The organism is Microbulbifer elongatus (assembly GCF_021165935.1).
In the GTDB taxonomy this organism is placed as follows: domain Bacteria; phylum Pseudomonadota; class Gammaproteobacteria; order Pseudomonadales; family Cellvibrionaceae; genus Microbulbifer; species Microbulbifer elongatus.
This window is the reverse complement of the sequence record NZ_CP088953.1, coordinates 3,646,301-3,663,098: the sequence shown is the minus strand read 5'-3', so window position 1 is coordinate 3,663,098 and position 16,798 is coordinate 3,646,301. Positions and strand designations below refer to the sequence as shown.

General features: G+C 60.6%; 15 protein-coding genes. 14 read left to right on the top strand and 1 reads right to left on the bottom strand.

Annotation, left to right across the window (positions count from 1 at the left end; genetic code table 11):
• Window positions 1-154: 154 nt before the first annotated feature.
• Window positions 155-1,060 (bottom strand): KPN_02809 family neutral zinc metallopeptidase, encoded by a 906-nt coding sequence (gene ypfJ / locus LRR79_RS15130; RefSeq protein WP_231758006.1) that lies wholly within the window; start codon window positions 1,058-1,060, stop codon window positions 155-157.
• Window positions 1,061-1,211: 151 nt separating this feature from the next.
• On the opposite strand from ypfJ, the gene LRR79_RS15125 reads away from it, so the two are divergent.
• From LRR79_RS15125 to lipA, 14 genes are all read left to right on the top strand, one after another.
• The gene (locus LRR79_RS15125; RefSeq protein ID WP_231758005.1) at window positions 1,212-1,787 is read left to right on the top strand and encodes an LON peptidase substrate-binding domain-containing protein; all 576 of its coding nucleotides are present in this window, start codon (window positions 1,212-1,214) and stop codon (window positions 1,785-1,787) included.
• Window positions 1,788-1,863: 76 nt separating this feature from the next.
• On the top strand, window positions 1,864-4,560 hold the full coding sequence (locus LRR79_RS15120) for a DUF2339 domain-containing protein (protein WP_231758004.1): 2,697 nt from the start codon (window positions 1,864-1,866) through the stop codon (window positions 4,558-4,560).
• Window positions 4,561-4,766: 206 nt separating this feature from the next.
• Window positions 4,767-6,005 (top strand): glutamate-5-semialdehyde dehydrogenase, encoded by a 1,239-nt coding sequence (locus tag LRR79_RS15115; RefSeq protein ID WP_231760040.1) that lies wholly within the window; start codon window positions 4,767-4,769, stop codon window positions 6,003-6,005.
• Between the two features lie 13 nt (window positions 6,006-6,018).
• On the top strand, window positions 6,019-6,675 hold the full coding sequence (gene nadD, locus LRR79_RS15110; RefSeq protein WP_231758003.1) for a nicotinate-nucleotide adenylyltransferase: 657 nt from the start codon (window positions 6,019-6,021) through the stop codon (window positions 6,673-6,675).
• 33 nt (window positions 6,676-6,708) lie between these two features.
• Window positions 6,709-7,071, top strand: a complete 363-nt coding sequence (gene rsfS, locus LRR79_RS15105) for a ribosome silencing factor (RefSeq protein ID WP_231758002.1) — start codon at window positions 6,709-6,711, stop codon at window positions 7,069-7,071.
• 18 nt (window positions 7,072-7,089) lie between these two features.
• A complete protein-coding gene (gene rlmH / locus LRR79_RS15100) occupies window positions 7,090-7,566 on the top strand; it encodes a 23S rRNA (pseudouridine(1915)-N(3))-methyltransferase RlmH (RefSeq protein WP_231758001.1) in 477 nt (158 codons plus the stop codon).
• Between the two features lie 208 nt (window positions 7,567-7,774).
• Window positions 7,775-9,688, top strand: a complete 1,914-nt coding sequence (gene mrdA, locus LRR79_RS15095) for a penicillin-binding protein 2 (protein WP_231758000.1) — start codon at window positions 7,775-7,777, stop codon at window positions 9,686-9,688.
• Window positions 9,689-10,834 carry a rod shape-determining protein RodA gene (gene rodA / locus LRR79_RS15090; RefSeq protein WP_231757999.1) on the top strand — a complete coding sequence of 382 codons (1,146 nt, stop codon included), beginning with the start codon at window positions 9,689-9,691 and terminating at the stop codon, window positions 10,832-10,834. It abuts the gene before it with no gap.
• 213 nt (window positions 10,835-11,047) lie between these two features.
• Window positions 11,048-12,037 carry a lytic murein transglycosylase B gene (mltB, locus tag LRR79_RS15085; protein WP_231757998.1) on the top strand — a complete coding sequence of 330 codons (990 nt, stop codon included), beginning with the start codon at window positions 11,048-11,050 and terminating at the stop codon, window positions 12,035-12,037.
• Between the two features lie 112 nt (window positions 12,038-12,149).
• Window positions 12,150-13,052 (top strand): septal ring lytic transglycosylase RlpA family protein, encoded by a 903-nt coding sequence (locus LRR79_RS15080; RefSeq protein WP_231757997.1) that lies wholly within the window; start codon window positions 12,150-12,152, stop codon window positions 13,050-13,052.
• 81 nt (window positions 13,053-13,133) lie between these two features.
• Window positions 13,134-14,282 carry a D-alanyl-D-alanine carboxypeptidase family protein gene (locus LRR79_RS15075; RefSeq protein WP_231757996.1) on the top strand — a complete coding sequence of 383 codons (1,149 nt, stop codon included), beginning with the start codon at window positions 13,134-13,136 and terminating at the stop codon, window positions 14,280-14,282.
• 382 nt (window positions 14,283-14,664) lie between these two features.
• Window positions 14,665-14,946, top strand: a complete 282-nt coding sequence (locus LRR79_RS15070) for a YbeD family protein (protein ID WP_231757995.1) — start codon at window positions 14,665-14,667, stop codon at window positions 14,944-14,946.
• Window positions 14,946-15,704 (top strand): lipoyl(octanoyl) transferase LipB, encoded by a 759-nt coding sequence (gene lipB, locus LRR79_RS15065; protein ID WP_231757994.1) that lies wholly within the window; start codon window positions 14,946-14,948, stop codon window positions 15,702-15,704. The genes LRR79_RS15070 and lipB overlap by 1 nt, the downstream gene beginning before the upstream one ends.
• Window positions 15,697-16,758, top strand: coding sequence for a lipoyl synthase (lipA, locus tag LRR79_RS15060; protein ID WP_231757993.1), 1,062 nt, complete (start codon window positions 15,697-15,699; stop codon window positions 16,756-16,758). The genes lipB and lipA overlap by 8 nt, the downstream gene beginning before the upstream one ends.
• Window positions 16,759-16,798 lie beyond the last annotated feature (40 nt).

The following is a 16,798-nucleotide window of genomic DNA, read 5'->3' as shown; positions in this document are numbered from 1 at the left end:
CGGCTTCGCGAGACCTTCTAAAACAGGGATGTTTTAGAAGAGCCCCCAGGGATGGGTTTACGGTGTGTCTCGCGAAGCTGTACCCGGTAGCGGCGCTGCCACCGGGGCCTGTCCGAGGTTCACTTGAGACTTGTAGTTTGGATGTGGGTACGATTCATTGCCCAGACAGTGCCGCAAAGGTATTGCACTTGTTGACGTCACCGGTGGAGAACCCCTGTTGGAACCAGTGGGCCCGTTGTTCGGCGCTGCCGTGGGTGAAGGCGTCGGGGGAGACGGCGCGGCCGGCGCGGCGTTGCAGGTGGTCGTCGCCCACGGCTGCAGCTGCACGCAGGCCCTCTTCTACATCGCCGGGCTCCAGCATCTGCTTGTCACGGTTGGCGTAGAAAGCCCACACACCTGCGTAGCAGTCTGCCTGCAGCTCCAGCATTACTGACAGACGGTTCGCCGTGACCTTGTCCGCCTGCATCCGCGCCTGCTGTACTTTGGATGAGATGCCCTGCAGGTTCTGTACGTGGTGACCCACCTCGTGGGCAATCACATACGCGAAGGCGAAATCTCCGGGTGCGCCCAGCTTCTTCAGCTCGTTCAGAAAGCTCAAATCCAGATACACCTTCTGGTCGCCGGGGCAGTAAAAAGGCCCTACCGCAGCCGAACTGAGGCCGCAGGCCGAGCGCACCGCATCCGTATAGAGCACCAGTTTGGGGGCAGAATACTGTGACCCCGCCTGTTGGAATATCTGCCCCCATACATCCTCGGTGGTACCCAGAACTACCGAGACAAACTGCGCCACCTCATCGTCGGCCGCTGGTGCACCGGGGGTTGTCTGGGTATCCGGTCCGAGGCTCGGGGACTCCGTGCCCGGCATGCCGCTGAACAGGTTGCCGCCGAAGTAATAGAGTGCCGCCAGCACCAGCAGGATCAGCCAGCCTTTTTTGCTGCGCAGTAAAAACGGTGCCAGAGCCAGCAGGTTGCCCAGGCCGCCTGTGCCACCACCACCGGGAGAGCGCTGCCCGCGACGATCTTCAACGTTCGAACTTCTGCGACCTTCACGCCAGCGCATGGGATACCTCTCACCGGATAATCGTTCGTATACAGTTTTGAGCATAGAACAGTTGGCGCGAGTTTTTGTTTTGGGGTGGGGAGATTATTCTTGTGCCATCCACAGCAGTGGTATCTTTGTCACCATCCCCTAAAGCCAGAGAGTCGAAGTCTTGTCCCTTATCCCACTGTTTCCCCTCAACATGGCGCTGTTTCCCGGCGTGACCCTGCCGTTGCGGATTTTTGAGCAGCGCTATCTGCGCCTGGTGACGGACTCGCTCGAATCCGATACCGGATTTGGGGTGGTGTTGATTCGTTCGGGCAGGGAAGTGGGGCCGGCGGAGGTCTGGCCGCTGGGTCTGTACGTGCGTATCGTCGACTGGAGCCAGGGCGAGGAAGGGCTGTTACATATCGATGTGGCGGGGGATTCCCGTTTTCGCGTGCTCGAGACCTTCCGCGAAGAAGATGGCCTGTTGATGGCGGAAGTGGAGTGGTTGCCGGACGAGGACTCCCATCCGGTGCCCGAGTCCTTTGATGGATTAATGGCGGTGCTGGACGAATTGAAGCAGCACACCGCGATGCTCGCCCTCAAGTTTGCGCCGGTGGAAACGGCCGAGGCTCTGTCCTGGCAGTTGGCGCAACTGCTGCCGCTGGATGATGCCGCGCGGGTGGAGCTGCTGGCGAGTCACGATCCACTGGAGCGACTGGCGAATATTGCGGCCAATCTGGATCGCTGGGCCAAGGAGTGATACTCGCCGCGCAGATGGCGTGAATTGAGTGCGCTCCGGCCAACAATAAATAAACAAGAAGAAACGACCGCTTCCTATGGATAATTTTGTTTTTGTTGGCGTGATGCTGATTCTCGCCATCGTCATCGGTTCTTTTCTGGGTATCTTTGCCTTCGCCGAGGTCAGGCAGTTGCGGCGGGAAGTCACGCGCCTGCGTGAGCGCCTGGATGCAGTCATGGACGGTGTCCGGGACACCCAGCGGGCGGACGCCATGGACAGCCCGGCGCCACCTGCGCCAGCGCAGCGGGAAGAGGCTTCTTCGGAGGACCTGACGCTCGATATCGAGGACGATATTGCCAGCAGCGGTGACTCCCGCGGAGCGCCAGCGGCACCGACCGACTGGGCCCACCCGCGCCGGTCCGGCGCTGCCGGTGGGAAGGCGCAGACGTGCGCCGGGCCCGCCGCGGGCACCCGTTTCCTGGAACACCTGCAGAAAAACTGGATGGTGTGGCTGGGAGGTACCTGTGTCGCACTCTCCGGGGTGTTCCTCGCCCGCTACGGTATCGAGCAGGGATTGCTGGGGCCCAAGGTGCGGGTGGTGGCGGGACTGCTAATCGCACTTGCGCTATACGGGGCCGCAGAATTCCTGCGGCGCAAAACCGGTGGCACGCACCCCACCTTCGCTGCCCTGGCGGGCGGTGGTGCCATTACCGCCTTTGCCGCGGTGCTCTCCGCCGTACACCTCTACAAACTGATGGCGCCCGGGGTTGCCTTTGGAGTGCTGGCACTGGTGGCGCTGATCACCATGTGGCTGGCGCGCCTGCACGGCCCGGTACTCGCCGCCATCGGCATGCTCGGTGCATACGCGGTGCCCATTCTGGTATCCAGCGGCTCCGGCAATGTGCTGGGCGCGATGGTGTATGCACTGATTATCTCCACCTCGGTACTGCTGTTACTGCGGTACGTCTATCGCAGCTGGCTCTGGCTTGGGTTGTTGGCCGGCGCACTGGGGTGGTGGTTGATTTCTCTGGCCGGGCACCAGGCAGACGGCTGGCGTGGCCCTTACCTCGCGGCGTTGGCCTACTTGATGGTCGCTGTGATACCCGGGAACTGGCGGCTGCGGGGGCGGCTGCCGGAGAAGGGGGCCGGCGCCGCACTGGTTCTGCCGGGCCTGCTGGCGGTCGTGGTGGCCCAGTGTCTGTCGATTTTCCGTGAAGGTATCGAACCCGCCACTGCGGCGATGCTCAGTACCTGGAGTCCTCTGGCCCTGGTGGCGCTGATCACCGCACGCCGCAACCCGACTCTGGTGCCGGTACCCTGGGCGCTGTTTATCGGGCAGCTGGCAGCCTGGTTTGGCAGTCGCCTGGATCAGTGGGGCGGGGAGGGGCTGCGCCTGGTACCGGTGGCGCCAGAACTGCAGCGGGGATTCCTGCTGTATCTGCTGATTACTGCGGCCCTCTTCAGCGCTCTGGCGGTCTACAACTATTTTGCCGATGGCGATGCCAGTGAGGGGCACCGCCGCGGGGCGCCCGGTGCCTGGTGGGCATCGCTGGCGGTTATGGCACCGCTGATGTCACTGTTGGTGGGCTATGCACTGGCCGGAGATTTCCTGTCTAAATTCTGGTGGTGCCTGTATGCCGCCATTTTCGGTGCCGTGTTCATGTATCTGGGCAGTCGCGGTGTGGGCCGGCACTGGTCCCGGGGCATGGTGGTGTGGCTGTTTATCGCCGCGCACTTCGCCTACAGCCTGGCGGTCTGTCTGTGGTTGAAGCAGGCGAGCCTGACCCTCGCTCTGGCCCTGCAGGCCATCTCCCTCGCCTGGGTTATTCGCCGGTTTGAGATGCCCGCACTGGGCTGGTTGCTGAAGGCAGTACTGGTTCTGGTGGTGGTGCGGCTTACGCTGAACCCCTGGCTGCTGACTTACGACAAAGTGGCCCACTGGTCCCTGTGGACCTACGGCGGTTCCGCCCTGTGTGCCTGGCTGGCGGCGCACCTGTTGCGGGAGCGGCACCTGCCATTGGCCCGCTGGGCCGAGGCGGCGGCGCTGCACCTGCTGGTGCTGACGGTTTGGGCGGAATGCCGCTACTGGCTCTATGACGGCAATGCTCTGGCTGGGCAGTACCGCTTTGCCGAGGCGGTAATCAATATGTGGCTGTTTACCGCACTGGGGTTGGTGTATTACCGCAAAAGCCGGCTCGCTGGCAGTTTTGCCAACTGGTACGACGGGTACGGACGCCTGCTGATGGCCGGGGGGCTGGTCAACTACCTGTGGATTCTGCTGGCCACTGCAACCAGCGAGCCTTGGGCGTGGCGTGCCATCGGTGACCAGCCGCTGTGGAATATGCTGCTGCCGGCCTTTGCCGGTCCGGTATTGCTGGCGTTTTTGGTGAGCCGCTTCTACCTGCCCGCGGTGCGCCGCTACGCTGCGCTGCTGGCCGCACTGGCGGCGTTTGTGTGGGTGTCTGTGGAAGTGCGCCACCTGTGGCAGGGCAATATCCGCATGGATACCTCTGCAGCCACCGGCGAGCTCTATACCTATTCCGCCGTTTGGCTGGCGCTGGCTGTCGCCGCGATTTTACTGGGCAGCTGGCGCGGATGGCGCAGCTGTTATCAGGGCGGTATGGCGGTTCTCGCACTGGTGATCGTAAAACTGTTTCTGGTGGATATGTCTGGCCTGGAGGGGCTGCTGCGGGTGGCGTCGTTTATGGGGATGGGACTGGCGCTGCTGGGGATTGCGTTTATGCATCAGAAACTGAGCGCGCTTCACCACAAGCCACCGCAATCGGCCCAATAACCCGGTTTACCGGGCAATTTTCCGGCGCTGTTGCGGTATACTGCGCGGCCGTTTTCCGGCGGCAAGACCGGGAGCGGGAGATTTTATCCGGGATTGGCGAAAATCCCGGCGAGATAGCGTGTTTTGCATGGAGATCAGCAATGAACAGTGTCAGTGCCACCGAGCGTGAACAGGAATCGAACGAAGCCTCTTCGACTTGTGCGACGATGCAGGCCATGGGTCGCGCGGCCCGCGCCGCCGCCCGCCTGATGGCGTGCGCTGACACTGGTATCAAAAACGCGGCGCTCAAGGCAATCGCCGCGGAGCTGGACAGACAGCGACCACAGCTGGCGGCGGCCAACGCCCAGGATATGCAGAATGGCCGTGACAGCGGTCTGGATGCGGCCCTGTTGGACCGCCTGGAACTCACCGACCCGCGTATCGACGGGATGATCGACGGACTCAACCAGATTGCCGAACTGCCGGATCCGGTAGGTGAGATCAGCGACCTGAAATACCGCCCCAGTGGTATTCAGGTGGGCAAAATGCGTGTGCCCCTGGGGGTGGTGGGGATCATCTATGAATCCCGCCCGAACGTGACCATCGATGCCGCCAGCCTGTGCCTGAAATCCGGCAACGCCACCATTCTGCGCGGTGGTTCCGAGGCGCTGCATTCCAATCGTGCGATTGCCGCCTGCATTGCCGCGGGACTCAGGCAGGTAGGGCTGCCGGAAACGGCGGTGCAGGTGGTGGGTACCACGGATCGCGCTGCAGTGGGCGCGCTGATTACCATGCCGGAATACGTGGACGTGATTGTGCCCCGCGGCGGAAAAGGGTTGATCGAGCGCATCAGTAACGACGCGCGGGTACCGGTGATCAAGCACCTGGATGGCATCTGCCACGTGTACCTGGATGATCGGGCGGACACCGAAAAGGCGTTCAATATTGCCCTGAACGCCAAGACCCACCGCTATGGCGTGTGCAACGCGATGGAAACCCTGCTGGTGGCGGAACCCGTTGCGGCAGAGTTCCTGCCGCGCCTGGCTGCCGCCTATGCTGAAAAGGGCGTGGAATTGCGCGGCTGCGAAAAGACCCGCGCGATCCTGCCCCAGGCACTGCCGGCCTCGGAGGAAGACTGGGGTACCGAGTACCTGGCACCGGTGCTGTCGATTCGCGTGGTGACGGATATGGATGGCGCCATGGACCATATCGCCCGGTACAGCTCCGGCCACACCGAGGCCATCGTCACCGAGGATTACAGCCGCGCCCGCCGTTTTATGGCGGAAGTGGATTCCAGCTCGGTGATCGTCAATGCCTCCACCCGGTTTGCAGACGGGTTTGAATACGGTCTGGGTGCGGAGATCGGTATCAGCACCGACAAGATCCACGCCCGCGGCCCGGTGGGCCTGGAAGGCCTGACCTCGCAGAAATGGATCGTGTTCGGGGACGGACAGATTCGTCAGTGAGCCCGAACCTGTAATGAACCCGACGTCAAAAACTCTGGCCCTGTTTGGCGGCACCTTTGATCCGGTGCACTTCGGTCACCTGCGTATGGCGCTGGAACTGAAGCAGCGCCTGGGTTTTGACGAGATGCGCCTGCTGCCGTCCCACCAGCCGGCCCACCGCGCCGCTCCCGGTGTGACCGCCGGGCGGCGGCGGGACATGCTGGCACTGGCATTGCAGGATTGCCCGCAGTTGGTGCTGGATGCCCGCGAACTACAGCGCGCCGGCCCCACTTACACCGTGGATACCCTGGAAGAATTGCGCAGAGAGCTGGGAGACGGAGTGTCCATCAGCTTTTGCATGGGGATGGACTCCCTGCTGGGCCTGCCCGGCTGGCACCGCTGGCAGCGGTTGCTGCAACTGGCGCACCTGGTGGTGGTGGCCCGCCCCGGTTGGGAAGTACCCACAGCGGGTGAGGTGGCGGAACTACTGGCAGCACAGGGTGGATCGCTGGCGGATATTCAGCGGCAGCCAGCGGGCCGGATTCTGCTACAGGAACTCAGTCTGCTGCCGATCTCAGCCACAGACATCCGCACACAAATCAAAGGCGGCCGCTCCCCGCAGTTTCTACTGCCGGAGCGGGTGCTGGACTACATTCAAACTCATCGGCTCTATCAATCGACAGAGTCCTAGAACGGGGGAGCACAGGCTCCCGATACAGGTGTTATGACAGATATCAGATCAATTGCAGTAAACGCACTGGAAGACCTCAAGGGTAAAGACATCGTTTCCATGGACGTCTCGGAGCTCAGCGACGTGATGGATACGCTCATCATCTGCACCGGCACCTCCAACCGGCAGGTAAAGTCCCTGGCCAACAATGTGGTCGAGGATGGCAAGGAAGCGGGCATTCGTCCTATCGGTGTGGAAGGTATGGAGCAGGGTGAGTGGGTACTGGTCGATTACGGTGATGTGGTGGTACATGTGATGCAGGCGGAAACCCGCGGCTTCTACGACCTGGAAAAACTCTGGTCCATGACCCCGAATACCCGTGAAGACGCGGACGGGTCTGACCCGCACCAAGCCTGAAGCGTTCGTACACTTCCCATGAAGATGCGAATCATCGCCGCTGGCGGCAAGATGCCCGGGTGGGTACAGGAGGGCTACAACGAGTACGCCAAGCGCCTGCCCCGGGAACTGACTCTGGAGATGGTGGAAGTCCCCCTTGGTAATCGCGGTCAGAAAAACTCCCCGGCCCTGGTGGAAAAGGCCCGCCAGAAAGAAGGGGAGGCGATGCTCGCGGCGATCAACCCGCGGGAGCACGTGGTGGCGCTGGAAGTGAAAGGCAAGGCCTGGAGCACGGAGCAGCTGTCCCGCGAGCTGGCGAACTGGCAGATGGGCGGCGACAATGTGTGCCTGCTCATTGGCGGCCCAGACGGGCTGGCGCCGGAGTGCGTGGCGCGGGCCAACCAGAAGTGGTCCCTGTCTGCACTCACACTGCCCCACCCGCTGGTGCGAGTGCTGCTGGCGGAGCAGGTCTACCGCGCCTGGACATTGCTGGCCGGGCATCCCTACCACAAATAACTGGTTTCCGATGCTTTGCCGGGGGCGTCTCACTGAACCACCGCCCTCGGTGACTGTCATAATTCCATGGCGCGATATTTAACCATCTCCACTGGAGACCGGCTTTGGATTTTGCGTCATCTCTGCCGTCGTGATTTCCGCATGGGCGGCAAACTTGTGTACACTCCGTGGTCATTTTCGCGCCACCGAAGAATCTGTTTTCACCAGCATGTCTGAAAACCTGCACTTTAAAGATCACCACTCGGAACAGCGGCTATTCCGCAACCGTATGCTGGTGGCCATCTTCGGTGTCGTGGCACTGCTGAGTGTGCTGGTGGCGCGCCTGTACAATCTGCAGGTGGTCAATTACGAGGATTACCGTACCCAGTCCGATCAGAATCGCATCCAGGTGCGTCCGGTCCCCCCCACCCGTGGGCTGATCTATGACCGCAATGGCGAGTTACTCGCCGACAATCGCCCCAGTTACACCCTGTCGATCGTGCGTGAGCGGGTCAAAGACCTGGACGCGACTCTGGAACTGCTCGGCCAGCTGGTCGAGCTCGATGACAGTGATGTGGAAAAATTCAAGCGCCGCCTGCCGCGGCGACGTCCCTTTGAGCCGGTCCCCCTGCGCTATCGCCTGAGCGAGGAAGAAATCGCCCGCATCAGTGTCAACGAATTCCACCTGCTCGGCGTATCTGTGGAAGCCGAGCTGGTGCGCTACTACCCGGAGAAGGAACTGTTTGCCCACAGTGTCGGGTATGTGGGGCGGATCAATGAGCGCGAACTGTCGAGTTTTTCCGAGGAAGAAGTCAGCCGTTATCGTGGTACCCAGAGTATCGGTAAGGTGGGGCTGGAGCGTTCCTATGAAGGTGTACTGCTGGGTGAGGTGGGTTACGAAAACGTCGAAACCAATGCCCGTGGCCGGGTGCTGCGGGTGCTGGAGCGTCAGGATCCGAAACCGGGCTCCGAGCTGACACTGCACCTGGATACCCGTCTGCAGCAAGTGGCCACCGAGGCTCTGGGGGATAACCGCGGCGCAGTGGTGGCCATTGATGTGAAAACCGGCGGCGTGCTCGCCTTCGTCAGCCAGCCCTCCTTCGACCCCAATCTGTTTGTCACCGGTATCAGCTTCACGGACTACAGTGCCCTGCGGGATTCCCTGGACGTGCCGCTGTTCAACCGGGTGGTGCAGGGGCAATACCCGCCGGGTTCCACGCTGAAGCCCATGATGGGGCTGGGTGGTCTCGCTGACGGTGTGATCACGGCAGAGACCCAGGTCGCCGACCCGGGGTTCTTCAAACTGCCCAATGACTCCCGAATCTACCGCGACTGGAAGCGCTGGGGCCACGGCAAGCACGTGGATCTGATCCAGGGCCTGGCGCAGAGTTGTGATGTGTACTTCTGGGATATGGCGCATCGCTGGGGTATCGACGGCATGCACGACATTGCCACCCGGTTCGGCCTCGGTGAGAAAACCGGCATTGACCTGCCACGGGAATATCCCGGGCTTTTTCCCTCCCGTGAGTGGAAGCGCGGTGCGCGTGGTGTGCCCTGGTTCCCGGGCGACAGCCTGAATGCGGTACTGGGGCAGGGGTTTGTGCTGGCGACGCCGCTACAGCTGGCGGTAATGACCGCAACCATCGCCAATCGCGGTACTCACTATCGGCCGCAGGTGGTGATGGCGGTGGATGGTATCGAACAGCCGCCGGAAGTCCTGCAACACGTGGACGCGCGCCCCGAGCACTGGGACCTGGTGTTTGAAGGAATGGAAGCCGTGGTGTACAGCACCCACGGTACCGGCAAGCGCGCTGGCGCCGGCCTCGATTTCAAGGTTGCGGGTAAATCCGGAACCGCTCAGGTGGTGGGTATTGCCCAGGGGGAAAAGTACGACTCCGAAGCGCTGAAAGAGCGCCACCGGGACCACGCGTTGTTTGTCGCCTTTGCACCACTGGATGACCCGCAGATTGCGGTGTCGGTACTGGTCGAAAACGGTGAGGGCGGTGGCAGAGTGGCCGCACCGGTGGCGCGGGAAGTCTTCTTCGACTGGATGTCCCGGACCTACGAGGACACCGCCAGGGTGGATGGCTGGCGACCGCCGATGGTTTCGTCCGCTGCGGGCGTACAACGGGAGGCGGGCTAGATGGCAAGTCGCGATTACATGAACCGCCTGCCGGATACCGGCAGCAGCCTGCGTCGTCCGGAGAGTTTTTCCCGCCGCTGGCATGTCGACTTGCCACTGCTTCTGCTGTTGATGGCGCTGGCCGGTGTCGGCCTGGTGGTGCTCTACAGCGCGGCCGGTGAGGAGTTTCATTATGTAAAACGCCAGGCCGTGTTTATGGGGCTGGCGTTTATCGGTATGTTTATTGCGGCGCAGATCCCTCTCGAGTTCTACCGCCGCTGGTCCCCCTGGTTCTATCTGGCGGGCTGCTGCCTGCTGGTAGCGGTTCTGTTCGTGGGGGTGGGTGCCAAGGGCGCACAGCGCTGGCTGCAAATTGGCGGGTTCCGCTTTCAGCCCTCGGAGGCCCTGAAACTGGCGGTGCCCATTGCCGTTGCCGCCTATCTGCACAAACGTACGCTGCCGCCGTCATTTCTCACGGTACTGGGGGCGCTGGTCATTATTGCGGTGCCGGCGGTGTTGATTGTCCGTCAGCCGGATCTGGGGACATCCATTCTCATTGCTGCCTCCGGCATCTTCGCCCTGTACCTCTCCGGTCTCAGCTGGAAGATGATCGGCAGTGCCATTGTGATGGGGCTGCTGGCCGCCTGGCCCATGTGGATGTGGGGGCTGCGGGACTATCAGCGGCAGCGGATTCTGACCCTGTTCAACCCGGATGCGGATCGGCTGGGGGCCGGCTGGAACATCTTCCAGTCCAAGGCCGCCATTGGCTCTGGGGGCTGGTCCGGCAAGGGATATATGCAGGGCACCCAATCACAGCTGGATTTTCTGCCGGAAAGTCACACGGATTTCATCATTGCGGTACTCGCGGAAGAGTGGGGAATGCGCGGTGCGCTGATCCTGTTGGCCCTGTACCTGTTGATCATCGCCCGGGGCATCTATATTAGTTTTATGGCCCAGCATGTATTCGGAAGGTTGTTGGCGGGCAGTATCACGCTGACCTTCTTCGTGTACGTGTTTGTGAATATCGGTATGGTGACCGGCTTGCTGCCGGTGGTGGGGGTTCCTCTGCCCCTGGTGAGCCACGGCGGCACCTCGGTGATTACCCTGATGGCGGGGTTCGGCATTCTCATGGCCGTCAGCACGGAAAGGCGCAGAGTACTTTTCTGACCTCGTAGGCTTGAATTGCATCGCGAACGCAAGAACGTGAGCCGGTTCAGCCTGCCTTCACTTTTTCGGGTGTATCGTGCCACTTTTTGGCGCGGCTGCAGTCACAATAGCCATTCGCCACGGTCGTAAGCCGGCCTGCGGGTGCGGCGGCGCAACAGGCCTCAAATAGTGATAAGAAGTTGGAAGTACTTTATGAAGACAGGAGCGGTTGTTTTGAAGTGGACCACGGGATTGTTGGCCGGCTTGGGGCTGGTGCTTGGCGCCTGTGCCCAGGAGCAGGGGCACGATGAGAATGCCCAGGCCAAGGCCTTTGTGGATTACATGGTGGCCGAGCACAATTTCAGCCGCGATGAACTTCAGGGTCTGATGCGGGAAGCCAAGCGCAAGGAGTCCATTCTCAAAGCGATCAAGCGCCCGGCGGAAAAAGCCAAGCCCTGGTACGAGTACCGCAAAATCTTCATTACCGATACCCGCATTCGCGGAGGTGTGGATTTCTGGGATAAAAATGCCGAGGCGCTGAAAGCCGCAGAAGAGAAATACGGGGTTCCGCCGGAGCTGATTGTTGCCATCATAGGTGTGGAAACCCGCTACGGGGGCAACATGGGCAGCTATCGGGTCATCGACGCGCTGTCTACCCTCGCGTTCAACTATCCGCGCCGCTCCAAGTTTTTTACCAAGGAGCTGGAAAACTATCTGCTGCTGACCCGGGACGAGAAAATCGATCCTGTGAGCCTCAAGGGCTCCTATGCCGGTGCCATGGGGTTCGGCCAGTTTATGCCATCGAGCTACCGCCATTATGCGGTGGACTTTAACGGCGATGGCCGCGTGGACATCTGGGAGGATACCGAAGATGCCATCGGCAGCGTGGCCAACTACTTTGTGGAGCACGGCTGGAAGACCGGTCAACCGGTTACCGTGATTACCCAGCCACTACCCAACGCGGATATGACCATCGTCAACGATGATCTCAAGCCCAACTGGACTGTGGGTGAAGTGGAGGCCAAGGGCTTCCCTACCACCGCGCAGGTGACCAAAGACATGCCGGCCAATGTGTTTTCACTGAAAACCGAAGAGGGCGAACAGTTCTGGATCGGGTTGAATAATTTCTACACCATCACCCGCTATAACCACAGCCGCCTGTACGCCATGGCGGTCTACGAGCTGGGACAGGAAATAATCAAAGCCCGCGGGGGGCGGTCCTGAACCGCCGCGCGCTCGCGGAATAACGCAGCGTTAACAGATACCGACATTAAATAACGATCAGAGCGATAACACACGGTTGCGGGCGCGTTTTGCCCGGCACCAGGGGGAAGTCATGATAAAAACGCGACTCGGGCATAGTGCCCGGATAGCGAGCGCCTGTGCGCTCGTACTCTTGTCGGCCTGTAGCACCGTGCCGCTGAATGACACCGGCAGTGCCAAGGTAGAGCCGGACGAGGTACCGTTCGATCAGATTCGCGACAGCGGTCCAGCGGTACCGGTGGATATGCTGGCAACGCCGGAGGTGACGCCGGTGCGCGAGCTAATCGGTGTCGCTGGCAACAAATCTCCCTATGTCGTCAATGGTGTTAAGTACCGTGTCCGCGAGGACGTCAAAGGCTATCGCGAACGGGGCCACGCCTCCTGGTATGGCACCAAGTTTCACGGGCGCAAGACCGCCAATGGCGAGGTCTACAACATGTACGCCATGTCTGCCGCCCACAAAACGCTGCCCCTGCCGAGCTACGCCAAGGTCACCAACCTGGATAACGGCCGCAGTATTATCGTGCGCGTCAACGATCGCGGCCCATTCGTACCCGGGCGCATTATCGACCTCAGTTACACCGCCGCGCAGAAGCTCGGCTATATCGACAAAGGCGTAGCCCGCGTCGAAGTCGAGGCGCTCGATCCCGAAAGCCTGCCCAGCGCCATTGAGACCCTCGCGGTAGAAAAAGATGCCGCAGCACGCAAGGGGTTGCCGCAGGATGCCAGCTTCAAACTGCCCGACAATACCTTCCTGCAGGTCGGGGCCTATAGCTCATCCAGTCAGGCAGAAGAGATTCGTGCGCAGCTCGCCGCTGCATTCGGCTATCCTGTATCCGTTAGTCCGGTAAATCGCGGCGGGAAAATGCTGTACCGGGTCCGGATCGGGCCTATTGAACAGCAGCGGGCACTGGCTGCCTTGAGGGAATCCGTTGAACAGAAAAACTTCGGTCAACCTCAGGTAGTGGTGGATTAACCCTTATACTCGCACCGTCTTTTTCCCTGGCAGGTGCTGGGGATCTGACACACATTGATTGCAAGGAATAAAGAGAGACCCATGTTCAAACGCTTATTTGCCTGTCTGCTCCTGATTGTCAGCGCCAGCGTGGCCCAGGCCGATAAACCCCTGATTCCCGCACCCCCGCAACTTGCGGCGACCGCTTACATCCTGGTAGATGCCCACACCGGTCAGGTACTGGTGGAACACGACGCCGATAAACAGATTCCCCCGGCCAGCCTCACCAAGATGATGACCAGTTACATCGTTTCTGAAGAGCTGGAAAAGGGCACCATCAAAGAGCAGGACTCGGTCAATATCTCCGAGAAGGCCTGGCGCAAGGGTGGCTCGAAAATGTTCGTCAAGGTCGGCGACAAAGTGCCGGTCATTGACCTGTTGCGCGGCGTTATCGTCCAGTCCGGCAACGACGCCAGCATCGCCCTGGCCGAATACGTCTCCGGCAGCGAAGAAGTGTTTGCCGAAGTCATGAACCAGCAGGCCCAGCTGCTTGGTATGGACGACACCCACTTCGTAAACGCCACCGGCTGGCCCGCAGAAGGGCATCTCACCACCGCCCGAGACCTCAGCAAACTGGCGCGCGCGCTGATCCAGGATCACCCCAGCCACTATGCCCTGTATTCTGAAAAATACTTCCGCTTTAACGGCATCAATCAGCCCAACCGCAACCGCCTGCTGTGGCGCGATCCCGCGGTAGATGGCATCAAAACCGGCCACACCGAAGAAGCCGGCTACTGCCTGGTGGCCTCCGCCGTGAAACGGGGCATGCGCCTCATCTCTGTGGTTGTCGGCACCGACAGCGACGAAAAGCGCGCTGCAGAAACCCAGAAACTCCTCGCCTATGGTTTCCGCTATTACCAGACCCACAAGGTCTACGGCAGCAACGATGTACTGCAGACCGAGCGTGTTTGGGGTGGTAAGACCGATACCGTGGGTGTCGCCGTCTCCCGGGACGTTTTCGTCACCATTCCCCGCGGCGGTGAAGAGAGCATCAAAGCCGACCTGATCATTGACGGTGAGCTCAAGGCCCCGCTGGCCAAGGGCCAGCAGGTGGGTAAAGTCGTGGTCAATCTGGACGGCGAAACCGTTGCCGACGTACCGGCGGTGGTTGCTGAAGATGTGGAAGAGGCAGGCTTGTTCAAGCGTCTTTGGGATTCCATCAAGCGCTTTGTGATGGGGTTCTTTCAATAGTTCTTTTGAGCACCAATGGTGCTCGTTAAGGTGCTGATACCGGGTTTTGCCTTGTGAGACGTTGATTCGGGCAGAGCCCTCACCCTGCGGGCGCCTTCGGCGTCCAAAACTGACGTTTTGTCACCGCCATGGATGGCGGTGCAGAGCCCCCAGGGATGGGTGCACGGCGTGTCTCAGAAGGCGGTGCCTGCTAGCAGTGCCGCCATAGAACTTCCCGAGAAACCGGTACCCATCGCTACCTACTAAAACAACCAGTTTCATCTGCAATCTATCCTCCCTGTCCAGTGCCCCGTCGGCACTGTATAATCGCCGCCCGGCCGCAACTCTCGCCGGAATAGTGACCGGCGATTCCACTTCTGACCTGCGGCCCAGTGAGAGTGGTATGACCCAGGATTCAGAACAGCAGCCTCCCAAAATCGAGTTTCCTTGTGAAGACTACATGGTCAAAGTCGTGCGCGACTCCGATGACCAGGTTCACGATTTTGTTCTCGAAGTAATGCGCCGCCACGCCCCCGAGCTGGATGAAAGCAAAATGACGCTCAAGCCCAGCCGCAACGGCAAATTCACCTCGGTGACCTTCTTCATTGTCGCCACCGGCAAAGATCAACTGCAGGCACTGACCGAAGAACTCACCGCCCACTCGGGCGTATACATGGTGATCTGATGGCCGCAGACACCTGTAAGCCGGTCATCTGTAATCTGGGACGTCGCGACTACGAAACCGTATGGCGCGCCATGTCGCACTACACCGACAATCGCGGCAACGACGCCCAAGATCAGATCTGGTGCGTCGAGCATCCCCCGGTCTTCACCCAGGGCCAGGCCGGCAAAGCCGAACACCTGCTCAATACCGGTGACATCCCCGTCGTTCAGGTAGACCGCGGAGGACAGGTGACCTACCACGGGCCCGGGCAACTGGTGGTGTACCCGCTGCTGGACCTGCGCCGCAGCAAAATCGGTGTGCGCGACCTGGTCACCGCCCTGGAAGAAGCCACCGTCGCCATGCTCGCCGAGTTCGGTATTGCCGCCGCGCCGCGCCCCGATGCGCCCGGTGTCTATCTGAGTGACGGCCCTCGCGCCGGCAACAAGATCGCCTCCATCGGCCTGCGGGTGCGGCGGGGCTGCAGCTTTCACGGTATTGCCATCAACATCGATATGGATCTGGCGCCCTTCCTGCGTATCAACCCCTGTGGTTACGCCGGCATGCAGATGGTGCAGATGGCGGAAGTAATCCAGCCCACACCTGCGTGGGAAGCGGTCGCGAAACGTTTCGTCACCGCCTTGCTGAACAAACTGCAACTGCCGGAGGCCAACTGGCAGCCGGTGGACGAGCATCTGTTTGACGAATTTTCGTCTGACAAGAAAATCATTGAAGCGGCCGCCCCTGGGCAGGCCGCGGAACCAGGAAACAACCATGTCTGAACGATTCGACGCCGAGCAACCTGAAGTCAAGGCGACCACCGTCAATCCTGGTGAGGGCGGTAACGGCAGCAAACCAGAAATCACCCCGGTAAAGCGCACCCGCCGTCTGCAACAGGGGGAAAAGCTGCGCGATGGTGACAAGGTAGAGCGTATCCCCGTCAAGGTCATCGCCAGCGATCAGACACTGCGCAAACCGGACTGGATCCGGGTAAAAGTTCCCTCGGTAAAAGCATCCAAGGAAGTAGACCGTATCAAGAGCATTCTGCGCTCGCAGAAGCTTGCGACCGTGTGTGAAGAAGCCAGCTGCCCCAATCTGGGCGAGTGCTTTAGCGGGGGTACCGCGACCTTTATGATCATGGGGGAGATCTGTACCCGGCGTTGTCCCTTCTGCGATGTGGGCCACGGCAAGCCCAACCCATTGGACCCGAACGAACCCCAGCACCTGGCTGAAGCCATCGCCGCCATGAGCCTGCGCTACGTGGTGATCACCTCCGTAGACCGCGACGATCTGCGCGACGGCGGTGCCGAACACTTTGCCGAATGTATCAAACGCTCCCGCGAACTTTCCCCCAATCTGCAGGTGGAGATCCTGACCCCGGATTTCCGCGGACGCATGGATATTGCCCTGGATATCCTTGAAGCCGAAGCACCGGATGTTTTTAACCACAATCTGGAAACCGTGCCGCGCCTGTACCGGGAATCCCGCCCGGGGGCCAACTACAAGTGGTCGCTGAAACTCCTGCAGGAGTACAAAAAGCGTCGTCCGGATGTGTTGACCAAATCCGGCCTGATGGTAGGTCTTGGTGAGGCCAAGGAAGAAATTTTTGAAGTGATGGACGATATGCGCGCGCACGATATCGACATGCTCACCATCGGTCAGTATCTGCAGCCGAGTAAGGAGCACCTGCCGGTTCAGCGCTACGTGCACCCGGATGAGTTTGAAGAGTACCGTGTGTATGCCGAGAAAATTGGTTTCAAACACGCGGCCTGTGGGCCAATGGTGCGCTCGTCTTACCATGCGGATAAGCAGGCACATGGCGAAGTGGTCAGCTGATTCTGTACGCTGCCTGCAAAATCCCGGCCTGGTGCCGTAA

Bases quoted from the DNA above. Each gene is read 5' to 3' on its own strand.
- ypfJ (WP_231758006.1), bottom strand. From the start codon at position 1,060: ATGCGCTGGCGTGAAGGTCGCAGAAGTTCGAACGTTGAAGATCGTCGC.
- LRR79_RS15120 (WP_231758004.1), top strand. From the start codon at position 1,864: ATGGATAATTTTGTTTTTGTTGGCGTGATGCTGATTCTCGCCATCGTC.
- LRR79_RS15115 (WP_231760040.1), top strand. From the start codon at position 4,767: ATGCAGGCCATGGGTCGCGCGGCCCGCGCCGCCGCCCGCCTGATGGCG.
- nadD (WP_231758003.1), top strand. From the start codon at position 6,019: ATGAACCCGACGTCAAAAACTCTGGCCCTGTTTGGCGGCACCTTTGAT.
- rsfS (WP_231758002.1), top strand. From the start codon at position 6,709: ATGACAGATATCAGATCAATTGCAGTAAACGCACTGGAAGACCTCAAG.
- rlmH (WP_231758001.1), top strand. From the start codon at position 7,090: ATGAAGATGCGAATCATCGCCGCTGGCGGCAAGATGCCCGGGTGGGTA.
- mrdA (WP_231758000.1), top strand. From the start codon at position 7,775: ATGTCTGAAAACCTGCACTTTAAAGATCACCACTCGGAACAGCGGCTA.
- rodA (WP_231757999.1), top strand. From the start codon at position 9,689: ATGGCAAGTCGCGATTACATGAACCGCCTGCCGGATACCGGCAGCAGC.
- LRR79_RS15080 (WP_231757997.1), top strand. From the start codon at position 12,150: ATGATAAAAACGCGACTCGGGCATAGTGCCCGGATAGCGAGCGCCTGT.
- LRR79_RS15075 (WP_231757996.1), top strand. From the start codon at position 13,134: ATGTTCAAACGCTTATTTGCCTGTCTGCTCCTGATTGTCAGCGCCAGC.
- LRR79_RS15070 (WP_231757995.1), top strand. From the start codon at position 14,665: ATGACCCAGGATTCAGAACAGCAGCCTCCCAAAATCGAGTTTCCTTGT.
- lipB (WP_231757994.1), top strand. From the start codon at position 14,946: ATGGCCGCAGACACCTGTAAGCCGGTCATCTGTAATCTGGGACGTCGC.
- lipA (WP_231757993.1), top strand. From the start codon at position 15,697: ATGTCTGAACGATTCGACGCCGAGCAACCTGAAGTCAAGGCGACCACC.